This is a genomic window from Streptomyces hypolithicus (assembly GCF_052934925.1).
In genome coordinates, this window is the sequence record NZ_CM128811.1 from 3496858 (window position 1) to 3509518 (window position 12661).

Consider the following 12661-nt stretch of genomic DNA (forward strand, 5'->3'; position numbering starts at 1 on the left):
GTGGCCTCGAACGGGGAGGTGGCAGGCAAGTGGTGGAGCAGCTGACGCAGCACGATCCGCGGCGGATCGGCCCGTTCGAGGTGCTGGGACGGCTCGGCGCCGGCGGCATGGGGCTGGTCTATCTCGCGCGCTCGGCGTCGGGCCGGCGGGTGGCGATCAAGACGGTGCGGACCGAGCTCGCCGAGGACCAGCTGTTCCGCGTCCGCTTCACCCGTGAGGTGGAGGCAGCCCGGGCCGTAAGTGGTTTCTACACGGCGGCCGTGGTGGACGCCGACCCGCGGGCCGCGGTGCCCTGGCTGGCCACGGCGTACGTACCGGCTCCCTCCCTCGAAGAAATAGTGAATGAATGCGGGCCGATGCCGGCCCAGGCGGTGCGCTGGCTGGCGGCGGGTATCGCCGAGGCGCTCCAGTCCATTCACGGCGCCGGTCTTGTCCACCGCGACCTCAAGCCGTCGAACGTCCTGGTGGTCGAGGACGGGCCGCGCGTCATCGACTTCGGCATCGCCTCGGGCGTCTCCAACACCCGGCTGACCATGACCAACGTCGCCGTGGGTACGCCCGCCTACATGTCGCCCGAGCAGGCGCGCGACTCGCGCAGCGTGACCGGTGCCAGTGACATCTTCTCGCTCGGCTCCACGCTGGTCTTCGCCGCGACGGGGCACGCCCCCTTCCACGGTGCGAACCCGGTCGAGACGGTGTTCATGCTGCTGCGGGAGGGCCCCGACGTGGCGGGGCTGCCCGACGAGCTGCGGCCGCTGATCGAGTCGTGCATGCAGATGGAGGCCGTGCTGAGGCCCAGCCCCGCCGACCTCCAGGCGCAGTTGTCGCCGCACCTGTTCGGTTCGGGGCAGGACGACAGCGGTACGGCGTCGGCGTGGCTGCCGGCGCGGGCGACCGCGATGATCGAGCACCGCCGCGGGGGGCGGCCCACCGTGCCCCCGAGCGCACCGAGCGCACCGAGCGCCCCGCGCACGCCGCCGGCGCGTGAGCACTCCGCCCCGCCCCGGCCTACCGCGCCGCCGCCCCCGTTCGTCCCCGGCCGGGGACGGGGAGCTGCGGGGCAGGGGCCCGGCGGCGGTGCGGACGACGGGTACGTCCTGGCGCGGCCGGGGCAAGGTGCACCCGGCGCGGGCCGTGGCGCGCTCCACGGGCACGCTCCGCAGCACGCCGTACGGCTGCCCGGGGCCAGGGTTCCGATCGGGCCGGGGCCGCGGGTGGCCGAGACCGCCGCGCGGGCCGGTTTCGGCGTGGGGCCGGCGGAGGGGGCCACCGGGTGGATCAGGCCCCCGGCCGGCTTGGGCGGATCAGCGAACGGTGGAGACGCCAACGGTGCGGTCACCGGCGGCGTCGCCCCCTCGCCCGTACCGTCTGCGTCGGCCTCTCCGCCGGCGTCTCCCTCGCCGTCCGTTCCGCCTCCCGCCCAGTCGGCGGACGGGGCGGGGCCGTCGGGGGGATGGCGGCCGTGGCGCTTCCGTATGTCCAACGACGTGTGGGGCACCCCGGCGGTCGCGGGCGACCTCGTCTATGTCACCTCCTTCGAGGTGCACGCCCTCGACGTGGCGAGCGGCCGCCGGCGGTTCAAGACCCGGGACGTGGCCTGGGCGATGGCGGTCGCGGGCGGCCGTATCCACGCGTCCGACGGGCCCACGCTGTACGCACTCGACGCGGCCGACGGCCAGGAGCGGTGGCGGCTGCAGACGGAGGCGTGGGTGTACTCCCTCAAGGCCGACCGGGGCACCGTCGTGACCGGCACGCGCGGCGGCGGCGTCCAGGCCTGGGAGGCGTCGAACGGCCAGAAGCTGTGGGAGCTGACGGGTGCGCAGACCGACTTCGAGACGCCGGAGGCCGGACCGCTCGTACACGACGGCACGGTGTACGTGTGGCAGAACGCGAGGCTGCGCGCCCTCGACGCCCGTACCGGCGGCGAACGCTGGTCGTACCCCGTCGGCGACGCGGCGTCCTGCGGCGGGGTCCCGGTCCGGCTGACGCCGGCGGCGGACGGCTGCGTCTACGTCGCGGCCGGCACCCGCGTCCTCGCCGTCGACGCGGCGGGTGGCCGGGTGCGGTGGCACTTCGAGGCCCCCGCGGTGTTCCTCTCGCCGCCGGCCTTCGCGCCGGGGCCGGCGATCACCGGCGGCGGGGTGTACCTCGCCGACTATCTGGGCACGGTGTACGCCCTGGACGCGTCCACGGGCAAGGACCGCTGGCGCATCGCGACGGAGTCCCGGCAGTCCGTTGAGCCGGTACTGGTCGCCGCGGGCAACGTCCACGTGGGCAGCGGCAGCGCGCTCTACACCCTGGACGCGGTGACGGGCACACCCAAGTGGCGCTTCGCCGCGGGCGGCGAGGTCGTCGGGGCGCCCGTCGTCTCGGACGGCCGCGTCCACTTCGGGTCGGTGGACCACTGCCTGTACACCCTGGACGCGAGCGGCGGCCAGCTGCGCTGGAAGCTCGCGACGGGTGGCGAGATCACGGGGTCGCCGGTGGCGCAGGGCGGGGTGGTGTACGCCTGCAGCAAGGACCGTTGCGTGTACGCGCTGGACGCGGTGAAGGGCACGGCCACGGGGAGAGCGTCGGGGGCGCGGGCCTGACGGGCGGCGGGGTCTGCTGCGGGGCGCGCTGCGGGGACTGCCCTCCTCCCACTCCTCCGCCCCCCTATCGAAGTGGCGTGGGTCACTACGGCGGCGGTATGGTTTGTGGTATGGCAACCAAGAAGTACACGGTCACGCTGCCCGAGGAGCTGGCGGAGGAGATCCGTGGCGAAGTGGGCCCCGGAAGCTTCAGCGCGTACGTCACGCGGGCCATAGAGCGCCAACGCGAGCGGGACAGGCTGAGTGAGCTGGTCGCGGACCTGGAGGGGGAGTACGGCCCGGTCACCGAGGAGGAGCTGGCGCCCGCGGAAGCGGAGCGGCGCGACAACGAGCGCTGGTTCGGTGAGCGCAAGGGTGCCGCGGGCGGGGACTCCACGGAGGCGGCGGCCTGATGGCCGAAACGTGCTACGTGCTGGACTCCGAAGGCCTGTCACGGGCCGTTTCGGGTGAGCGGGCGATGCTGGCCCGGCTCAAGGACGCGGACCGGGTCGGTATCGGCGTGGTCACCAGCTCCATGACGTTGATCGAGGCTTACCACAGCAGGATCCGCCGTCTGGTGTGGGACTGGCGGCTGTCCCGCATCGAGGTCGAGCCTGTCACGAGAGAGATCGCCGATGCCGCGATCACACTGCTGGCGGACACCGGCTTGCACGGCCACAAGTACGCGATCGATGCCGCGCTCGCGGTGATCGCCGGACGGCGGTCGGGTGACGTGGTCCTCTACACCTCGGACGCGGACGACATGGCGAAGCTCTGCGCACCAAGGGTCCGGATCCGGGCACTGTGAGGCCGGCGCCGGCCGGCTGACGCCACCGCCGCGGCACTAGTTGGCGGGCTCGCCCGACATGTGGTCGTCCTGCGGCTTCGCCACACCCTGGCCCGCCCCCGACACCTGGTTGTCCAGTGGCCTGGCGATGTCTTTGCCGGTGCCGGACATGGGGTTGTTCAGGGGCTTGGGGCTGCCCGTCGGCTGCGTTGCGTCGCTCATCGTCGCTCCAAGGTGTATCGGCGAAACGGTCGTGTGAGCCCGCCCGGCAACTCCCCCGAGGGTTGCCGGACGGGCTGGGCCGCCCCAACCTGATGGCGCGGCCGCGGTCGATCCGTCTGCCCCCCGATGCGGCGAATCGATATGCAAAGACTGCCGGGTCGCGATAAACGAACGATGAACGACCGGTCAGTCTCACGCCGCGGCCGGCTGCGACAGCAAGGAACGGACCTCGGCCGCTTCCGTGGCCCCCCGCTCTTCGAAGATCGCGAGCGCCTCGCTCCAGCAGGCGCGGCTCCTGTCCGCCTGGCCGAGCTGGTTCAGAGCCTTCCCCAGCACCGTCAGCACGGTGCCGCGCCGCCATTCGCCCCCGATGCCCCGCAGGGCGATGGCCTGTTCGGCATGCGCCGCTGCCAGCGTCGGGCGGCTCGCGGCGAGGTGTACCTCGGCGAGCCGGAAATGGGTTACGCCCTCCCACAGCGGCTGACGGTTCTCATGGAAAATCCCGAGCGCCTCCGTCAGCTGGTCGAGTGCTTGCCCGAACTGCCCTGCCTCGCCGAGGGCGATGCCCAGCGCGTAACGCCCATTGGCCAGGCGCAGCGTGAGCCCTTGCCGGTCGTAGATCTCCACGCCTCGCTCGGCCAGTTCCACGGCGCTTTTCGTGCGGCCCATGGCCAGGTGAGCACGGGAGAGGTTGCACAGTGCGCTGGCTTCGCTCGGGTGGTTCGCGTCGGCACGGAAGTTGTCGATCGCGATGCCGAGGTACTTCTCCGCATCGGCGTACCGGGTCTGGTAAATGGCGATGAACCCACGGATGTTCGGCGCGTAGCAGCCGGGAATCGGGTCTCCGGTGGCCGCCGCGAGTGCCATCGCGCGCTCCGCCTCGGACTCGGCCTCGTCGAAGCGGCCCGCGATGTGGAACACGTTGATCAGTGCGGTACGGGCGCGGCCCTCCGCCCGGCGATTGCCTGTCCGGCGCGCCGCGCCGAGCACCGTGTGTGCCGCCTGTTCGTACCGCCGGAAGCCGGCCCCCGACTCGCAGAGGTCTTTCGCCGCCAGCAGGAGGTCGACCGCCCGCCGCACCGACCCAGCACCGGTGGACTGCTGGGCGCAGGCCAGCAGACACTCCGCCTCGGCGTACAGCCAGTCGAGGGCCCGGTGGCGGCCGTCGAAGGTGAGGCCCGGGTAGCGGGCCGGCTCCAGGTGGGCCACCAGCCGGTCGCCCGGCCGCTCCAGCGCGTACACCTCCGCCGCCGTCGCCAGGTAGAAGTCCAGCAGCCGCGACAGGGCCAATTCCCTTTCCACCGGCGGCTGTTCGTCCCGTTCGGCGCAGGCGCGCGCGTAGAGGCGGACCAGGTCGTGGTAGCGGTAGCGGCAGGGGGCCGCCGATTCCAGCAGGGAGGTGTCGACCAGGGATTCCAGCAGGTCCTCGGTGTCCTGGAGCGGCAGGTCCAGTACGGCCGCTGCCGCCGCCAGGGAGATGTCCGGGCCGTCCGCCAGGCCCAGCAGGCGAAACGCGCGGGCCTGCTGCGGCTCCAGCTGTCCGTAGCCCAGCTCGAACGTCGCCTTGACCGCCAGGTCGCCCGCCTGGAGCTCGTCGAGCCGGCGCCGCTCGTCCGCCAGCTTCGCCGCCAGCACCGACACCGTCCACGTCCGGCGGGCCGCCAGCCGGGCCGCGGCGATGCGGATGGCCAGTGGCAGGAAGCCGCACGCGCCGACCACGTCGAGGGCCGCTTCGCGTTCGGAGGCGACCCGTTCGGCGCCGACGATCTTCGTGAAGAGCTGCAGGGCCTCGTCGGGGGACATGACGTCCAGATCGACCAGGTGCGCCCCCGACAGGTCCACCATCCGTGCCCGGCTCGTCACCAGCGCCGCACAGCCCGCCGTGCCGGGGAGCAGCGGGCGGATCTGGGCGGCGTCGCGGGCGTTGTCGAGCAGGACCAGCACGCGGCGGCCGTCGAGTGCCGAGCGGTAGAGGGCGGCGCGTTCGTCCAGGGTCTCGGGTATGGCGGTGTCCGGGGTGCCCAGGGCCCGCAGGAACGCGCGCAGGACCGTCTCCGGCTCGGCCGCCCGCGCCCCGGCGCCCTGGAGGTCGACGTACAGCTGCCCGTCCGGGAAGTGCGGGCGCGCCGCGTGCGCGACGTGCACGGCGAGCGTCGTCTTGCCGACCCCGCCGATGCCGGCCAGCGCCGACACCGCCATGACGCTGGATTCGGCCGTGGCCAGGCGGTCGCCCAGTTCGCGTACGAACGACGCCCGGCCCGTGAAGTCCGCGACGGTGGCCGGGAGCTGGGCGGGGCGCAGGAACGCGGGGGCGGCCGCGGCCGGGGGCTCGATGGGGCGGGCCAGGTCGGTGTCGGCGGCGAGGATGCGCTGCTGGAGCGCGGAGAGTTCCGGGCACGGGTCGACACCCAGTTCGTCGGCCAGCAGGCGGCGTGTGTCGGCGTACACCGCGAGTGCCTCCGCCTGGCGGCCGCTGCGGTACAGGGCCAGCATCAACAGTTCGCGCAGCCGTTCCCGCAGGGGATGCGCGGCCGTCAGGGCGGTCAGCTCCGCGACGGCCTGCGCGTGGCAGCCGACCTCCAGGTCCAGGTCGAGGCGGGTCTCGGTGAGCTGGAGCCGCCATTCCTCCAGCCGCGTCCGGTGATTCTCGGCGTAGGGGCCCGGCACCGACGCCAGGGGTTCGCCGTCCCACAGGCCGAGCGCCTTGTTGATCAGCGTGCGGGCCTGGGACCGGTCGCCGGACGCGCGGGACTTCTCGGCGTCGGCGGCGAGCTCCTGGGCCACCGCCAGGTCGAGGGCGCCGCCGCCGGCCCGGATCGCGTACCCGCCGGACTCGCTGACCAGTACCCCCGGGGCGAGTGCCTTGCGGAGCCTGGAGGCGTACGTCCGTACCGCCGCCAGTGCCTGTGACGGCGGGTCCTCGCCCCAGATCCCGTCGATCAGCTCGGACGCGGTCGCCGTCCTGCCGTCGCGGAGCAGCAGGGCGGCGAGCAGGGCGCGCTGCTGCGGCGACCCGGTGTTCAGGGCGTCGCTTCCGCGCCAGGCGCGGACGGGGCCGGGCAGGTAGCCGGGGGTCGCGTCGTCGGAGCGCAGGAAGAACTCCGTCCGGGCGCCGCCCGACCAGCCCCGGAAGCCGCGCCCGCCGAGGGCGGTGCCGCGCTCGTCGAAGATGCCGATGTCGAGGGCGTTCCCCTGGGCGCCTGCGGGCACCGGGGGCTTCTCGTAGGTGTAGGCGACGGCTATCTCACGCACGCCGCGCGGGACTTCGACCGGGAGGTAGACGTAGTCGGGCGATCCGGGCGGCAGGGTGTCGCGTACGGTGCGGGTCTGCTCGCCGCCGCCCGGCGGCGGAGCGGCCTGGGCGAAGCGCACGGTGCCCAGGGTGAGGGCGGCGCCCGCGGCGGTGGCCAGCAGTGCGCGTCTGGCGAGGGGTCCAGTCGGTTCCGTCATGCCTGCGGCTCCCCTGAGTGTCGGACGTGCCGGATGAGTGTCGGACGTGTCGGACGTGTCGGACGGGACGGGCGTCCACCCTGCTATTGAGGCGTGAACGCCCGTGCAAGGGAAGGGGGTCGGCGGGGAACCGTAGGGCGTAGGTTCGGCGTGACGACATGGAGCCTCGATGACGGAGTCCCGCATGCGCATCTCCACCACCATTTTCCTCACCGACGAGACGATCACGCCGGTACGGCTCGCCCGGGAGCTGGAGCAGCGCGGGTTCGCCGGGCTGTTCCTGCCCGAGCACACCCACATCCCGGTGTCCCGCGATTCCCCGTACCCGGTTGGCGGTGAACTCCCGCGCGAGTACGGCCGTACGCTCGACCCCCTCGTCGCCCTCGGCCAGGCCGCCGCGGTCACCGAACGGCTCGGGCTCGGCACCGGAATCACCCTGGTCGCCCAGCACGACCCGATCGACCTGGCCAAGCAGGTCGCCACCCTCGACCACCTCTCGGGCGGCCGCTTCACGCTCGGTGTCGGCTACGGCTGGAACCGGGAGGAGGCCGCCGACCACGGTGTCGAGTGGGCCACCCGGCGGGAGCGGACCCGGGAGCGGCTGGCGGTGATGCGGGCGCTGTGGGCCGCCGAACCGACGGCGTACGACGGCGATTTCGCGTCCGTACGGGCGAGTGACGCGCACCCCAAGCCGCACGGCGGGGCGCCGCGCACCTTGTTCGGGGGCGGGGCGGGACCGAAGTTGTTCGACCACATCGCGCGGTACGCCGACGGCTGGCTGCCGATCGGTGGGCGCGGCCTCACGGAGACGGTCCCGGTGCTGCGCGGGGCGTGGGAGGCGGCGGGCCGCGACCCGAAGTCGCTGCACGTGGTGCCGTACGCCGTCGTGCCGTCGCCGGGGAAGCTGGCGCACTTCGCGGAGCTGGGCGTGACGGAGGTGGTGCTGCAACTGCCGGCGGCGGGTGAGGCGGAAGTGCTGCGCGTGCTCGACGAGTTCGCTTCCTACGTGACGTATATCTGACCGGAATACGAGCGGGACCCTCCGCCCTCTGTGCCGGGGCGGCCGGCCGCCGCTACCTTGGCCACCTGGCAGGGAAGGCGCCGGCCGTGCGGCCGGCACCTCGGGGGAGGGGACGCACGTGCAGAAAAGTCCATTGAGCATTGTCGCGATCGTTTTCGGCGTGGTGGCACTGTTCTTCTGTCCGCCGCTGTTCGGCGTCCTCGGGCTGGTCTTCGGCGGTATCGCCAAGTCCAGGGACGAGCCGCTGGCGGTCACGGGCCTGATCGTCGCCGCCCTCGGGCTGGTCGTCGGCATGATCCTGGGTGTGGTGGTGTTCAGCTCCATGTCCACCCCCTGACCGCCGGTGGCGGCTCGGTGCCCCGGATGCGGCGAGGGTGCGCTCGTATGCTCGGAGGCATGACGACGAGCGCACCGCACGGAAACGAGACCACTACCACTCCCAACGGGATGCGGCGGGCGCTGAGGCGGGCGCGGGACGGGGTCGCCCTCGACGTCGCCGAGGCCGCCGTGCTGCTCCAGGCGCGCGGCGAGGACCTGGTGGATCTCAGCGCGTCGGCCGCGCGGGTGCGTGACGCGGGGCTGGAAGCCGTGGGGCGGGCCGGGGTCATCACGTACTCGCGCAAGGTGTTCATTCCGCTGACGCGGCTGTGCCGCGACAAGTGTCACTACTGCACCTTCGTGACCGTTCCCGGGAAGCTCCGCAGCGCCGGCCACGGCATGTTCCTGTCGCCCGACGAGGTGGTGGACATCGCCCGGCGGGGCGCCGAAATGGGCTGCAAAGAGGCGCTGTTCACGCTGGGCGACCGGCCCGAGGAGCGGTGGCCCGAGGCGCGGGAGTGGCTGGAGGCCGAGGGGTACGACGACACGCTGGCGTACGTACGGGCCATGGCGATCCGGGTGCTGGAGGAGACCGGGCTGCTGCCCCACCTCAATCCCGGCGTCATGTCGTGGACCGACCTGCAGCGCCTCAAGCCGGTCGCGCCCAGCATGGGCATGATGCTGGAGACCACCGCCACCCGGCTGTGGTCGGAGCCGGGCGGCCCGCACCACGGGTCCCCGGACAAGGAACCGGCCGTGCGGCTGCGGGTGCTTCAGGACGCGGGACGCTCCAATGTGCCGTTCACGACCGGGCTTCTGATCGGTATCGGCGAGACGTACGAGGAGCGCGCCGACGCGCTCTTCGAGCTGCGCAAGACCGCCCGCGCCTACCACGGCATCCAGGAAGTCATCGTGCAGAACTTCCGCGCCAAGCCGGACACCGCTATGCGGGGCATGCCCGACGCCGAACTGGACGAGCTGGCCGCCGCGATCGCCGTGGCCCGGCACATCCTGGGGCCCGGCGCCCGGATTCAGGCGCCGCCGAATCTCGTGGACGCGGAGTACGCCCTCCTCATCGGCGCGGGCATCGACGACTGGGGCGGCGTCTCGCCGCTCACCCCCGACCACGTCAACCCCGAGCGGCCCTGGCCGCACATCGATGAGCTGGCGGCGAAGACCGCCGCAGCCGGATTCGAGCTGCGCGAACGGCTCACCATCTACCCGGAGTTCATCCAGCGCGGCGAGCCCTGGCTCGACCCCCGGCTGGTCCCGCACGTCCATGCGCTCGCTGATCCGCAGACGGGGCTGGCACGGGACGGTGTACGGCCGAAGGGACTGCCGTGGCAGGAGCCCGACGAGGGGTTCACCGCGAGCGGGCGGACGGATCTGCACCGCACCATCGACACCCGTGGCCGCAGTGGCGACCGGCGGGAGGACTTCGACGACGTGTACGGCGACTGGGGGGCGCTGCGGGAGGCCGCCGTCCCCGGCATGGTGGCCCAGCGCATCGACACCGATGTCCGGCAGGCGCTGACACAGGCCGCAGCCGACCCGACGAAGCTCACCGACGACGAGGCACTGGCGCTGCTGCACGCGGACGGGCCCGCGCTGGACACGCTGTGTGGTATCGCCGACGCACTGCGCCGGGACGTGGTGGGCGACGACGTGACGTACATCGTCACGCGCAACATCAACTTCACCAACGTCTGTTACACCGGCTGCCGTTTCTGCGCCTTCGCCCAGCGGCGCACCGACGCGGACGCGTACACGCTGTCGCTGGACCAGGTCGCCGACCGGGCCGAGCAGGCGTGGCAGATCGGCGCGGTCGAAGTGTGCATGCAGGGCGGCATCCACCCCGACCTGCCGGGCACGGCGTACTTCGACATCGCGCGGGCGGTCAAGGAACGCGTACCGGACATGCATGTGCACGCGTTCTCACCCATGGAGGTCGTCAACGGCGCCACGCGCACCGGCCTGTCGATCCGGGAGTGGCTCACGGCGGCGAAGGAGGCGGGGCTCGGGTCGATCCCGGGCACGGCCGCCGAGATCCTGGACGACGAGGTGCGCTGGATCCTGACCAAGGGCAAACTCCCGACCGCGACGTGGATCGAGGTCGTACAGACTGCGCACGAACTGGGCATCAGGTCCTCGTCGACCATGATGTACGGGCATGTCGACCAGCCCCGCCACTGGCTCGGCCACCTGCGCACACTGGCCCGCATCCAACAGGCCGCGCTGTCCAAGAACGTGGCCGGTTTCACGGAGTTCGTGACGCTGCCCTTCATTCACACCAACGCGCCCGTCTACCTCGCCGGTATCGCCCGGCCCGGCCCGACGATGCGCGACAACCGGGCGGTCACGGCCATGGCCCGGCTGCTGCTGCACCCGTACATCACCAATATCCAGACCAGTTGGGTGAAGCTGGGCGCGGAAGGTGCGGCCGAAATGCTGCGCTCGGGGGCGAACGACCTCGGCGGGACGCTGATGGAGGAAACCATCTCCCGTATGGCCGGATCCAGTTACGGGTCCTACCGGTCGGTGCGGGAGCTGATCTCGATCGCGGACGCGGTCGGCCGGCCCGCCACACCGCGAACCACGTTGTACGGCGAGGTGCCGGACGAGCGGCAGCGGACGGCGAGGGATTCGGACGGGCACCTTCCGGAGCTGCTGCCGGTGCTGGAGCGAGGCGGCAGCACGGATGCGTAAGATCACCGGCTGGTCCGCGGCTGGTCCGCGGCTGATCACCGGCTGATCCGCGACCGAGTCGTGACTTCCCCTTCGATTACAGTGCTGCGCCAGACGTGCTGCGCAGACGATGTAGGGCGGCCACGGGCGAAGGGCAGAAGCGGTGAGCGCACCATTCACATCCATATGGGGCCGTGCCGAGCAGCAGGACTTCCGCAGCCGGGTCCGGGGCTGCCTGCTCGGCGGTGCGCTCGGCGACGCGCTCGGCGCCGGGGTGGCCGCGCTCGGCCTGGACGAGATCTGTGCCGCACACGGCGGCGACGCCGTCACGGATCTCGTCCCCGCGTACGGCCGACGCGGCGCCGTCACCGCAGGCACCCAGCTCACGCTTTTCACCGTCGACGGCCTCATACGGGCCCAGGTGCGCCGCGACACGGGCGCCTGGCACCCGCCCACCGATGTGTACCGCGCCCACCTGCGGTGGGCGGCCACGCAGCGCGACTGGGGCCCGGACGAGCGCAGGAAGGACTGCGGCTGGCTCGCCCGCGAGGAGTGGCTGTACGCCCGCCGCGACCCCTCCCGGGAGTGCCTGACCGGGCTCGCCGACGACGCCATGGGCACGCTCGACCGGCCCAGGAACCCCACCGCCCGGGACTCCGGGGCTGTCACCCGGTCCGCGCCGTTCGGGCTGCTCGTCGGCTGGGAGCCGCCGCTCGTGTTCCAGCTCGCCGTCGAATGCGCCGCCCAGACCCACGGGCACCCCACGGCGTACCTTTCCGCCGGGGCGTTCTCCGTCGTCGTGCACGGCCTCGCGCGGGGTGAGACCGTCGACGCGTCCGTGCAGCGCGCCCTCGCCCAGCTCGCCGCGCGCCCCGGCCACCAGCCGGTCACCGACGCCCTGAAGCAGGCTCTCGGCGCCGTACGCCAGGGGATGCCGTCGCCGGCCCTCGTCGAGTCCCTCGGGGAGGGCCGCACCGCGGAGGACGTGCTGGCTGTCGCCGTCTACTGCACCCTGGTGGGCGAGGACATCCGCCACGGCCTGACCCTCGCCGTCAACCACAGCGGCGCGTCCCAGGCCACGGGCGCGCTGTGCGGCAGCCTGCTCGGGGCGCTGCACGGGGAGACCGCGCTGCCGCCGGGGTGGCTCTCGGAGCTCGAAGGGCGGGGCACGATGCTCGAACTGGCCGACGACTTCGCGATGGAGATGACGCAGGGGGCGGCGCTGCACGGGCCCGCGGTCAGCGCCCCCGGCTGGCTGAGCCGCTACCCGAGGGGCTGACGGGGCGACGCCGGCCGGGCATGGTGGAGCCCCCTCGGCCAGGACGGCGAACCGGTCGAGAGGGCTCATCAGCGGTAAGACAGCCCCGGCAGGAACGGCCGTTCAGCCGAGGTTGAACGTGCCCTGGCCGACCCCGCCCACGAATGCTGTCCAGGAACCGGGCGCGAAGGTGATCGAAGGGCCGTCGGGGGCCTTCGAGTCCCGTACCGCGACGGCGTGGGTGACGGGGGACTTGACCTCTACACACGCGCCGTTGCCCCCGGAGTACGAGGACTTCGTCCAGGTGTCCGTAGCGCCCTGATGGATTGCCATGTTCGCTCCGATGTTGC

The 12661-nt window shown here is 72.7% G+C and carries 10 protein-coding genes; 7 read left to right on the forward strand and 3 right to left on the reverse strand.

The genetic code is table 11. The features are described from left to right. The first annotated feature begins 29 nt into the window (after nucleotides 1-29). The 3 genes from afsK to ACU6WZ_RS16620 all read left to right on the forward strand — a co-directional run bounded on the left by afsK (nucleotide 30) and on the right by ACU6WZ_RS16620 (nucleotide 3378). The gene (gene afsK / locus ACU6WZ_RS16610) at nucleotides 30-2591 is read left to right on the forward strand and encodes a protein serine/threonine kinase AfsK (RefSeq protein ID WP_447028831.1); all 2562 of its coding nucleotides are present in this window, start codon (nucleotides 30-32) and stop codon (nucleotides 2589-2591) included. 110 nt (nucleotides 2592-2701) lie between these two features. Then, nucleotides 2702-2983: a hypothetical protein gene (locus ACU6WZ_RS16615; protein ID WP_447028832.1), complete on the forward strand. Its 282-nt coding sequence runs from the start codon at nucleotides 2702-2704 to the stop codon at nucleotides 2981-2983. Further along, nucleotides 2983-3378 (forward strand): PIN domain-containing protein, encoded by a 396-nt coding sequence (locus ACU6WZ_RS16620; protein ID WP_447028833.1) that lies wholly within the window; start codon nucleotides 2983-2985, stop codon nucleotides 3376-3378. Before ACU6WZ_RS16615 ends, ACU6WZ_RS16620 begins: the two co-directional genes overlap by 1 nt. Nucleotides 3379-3414: 36 nt before the next feature. Here the strand turns inward: ACU6WZ_RS16620 and ACU6WZ_RS16625 are convergent, their stop codons facing one another. After that, nucleotides 3415-3579, reverse strand: a complete 165-nt coding sequence (locus tag ACU6WZ_RS16625) for a hypothetical protein (protein WP_447028834.1) — start codon at nucleotides 3577-3579, stop codon at nucleotides 3415-3417. Nucleotides 3580-3771: 192 nt separating this feature from the next. Beyond that, entirely contained in the window at nucleotides 3772-7029 is a 3258-nt protein-coding gene (gene afsR, locus ACU6WZ_RS16630) for an SARP-family global regulator AfsR (RefSeq protein ID WP_447028835.1), read from the reverse strand. Nucleotides 7030-7213: 184 nt separating this feature from the next. Here afsR and ACU6WZ_RS16635 point away from each other — a divergent pair, with 184 nt between their 5' ends. The 4 genes from ACU6WZ_RS16635 to ACU6WZ_RS16650 all read left to right on the forward strand — a co-directional run bounded on the left by ACU6WZ_RS16635 (nucleotide 7214) and on the right by ACU6WZ_RS16650 (nucleotide 12332). Further along, on the forward strand, nucleotides 7214-8050 hold the full coding sequence (locus ACU6WZ_RS16635) for a TIGR03619 family F420-dependent LLM class oxidoreductase (protein WP_447034075.1): 837 nt from the start codon (nucleotides 7214-7216) through the stop codon (nucleotides 8048-8050). 133 nt (nucleotides 8051-8183) lie between these two features. Continuing rightward, nucleotides 8184-8387: a hypothetical protein gene (locus tag ACU6WZ_RS16640; RefSeq protein ID WP_447028836.1), complete on the forward strand. Its 204-nt coding sequence runs from the start codon at nucleotides 8184-8186 to the stop codon at nucleotides 8385-8387. 110 nt (nucleotides 8388-8497) lie between these two features. Continuing rightward, nucleotides 8498-11074 carry a bifunctional FO biosynthesis protein CofGH gene (locus ACU6WZ_RS16645; RefSeq protein ID WP_447034077.1) on the forward strand — a complete coding sequence of 859 codons (2577 nt, stop codon included), beginning with the start codon at nucleotides 8498-8500 and terminating at the stop codon, nucleotides 11072-11074. Nucleotides 11075-11216: 142 nt separating this feature from the next. Then, nucleotides 11217-12332: an ADP-ribosylglycohydrolase family protein gene (locus ACU6WZ_RS16650; protein WP_447028837.1), complete on the forward strand. Its 1116-nt coding sequence runs from the start codon at nucleotides 11217-11219 to the stop codon at nucleotides 12330-12332. Between the two features lie 102 nt (nucleotides 12333-12434). Here the strand turns inward: ACU6WZ_RS16650 and ACU6WZ_RS16655 are convergent, their stop codons facing one another. Then, the gene (locus ACU6WZ_RS16655) at nucleotides 12435-12644 is read right to left on the reverse strand and encodes a DUF397 domain-containing protein (protein ID WP_447028838.1); all 210 of its coding nucleotides are present in this window, start codon (nucleotides 12642-12644) and stop codon (nucleotides 12435-12437) included. Nucleotides 12645-12661 lie beyond the last annotated feature (17 nt).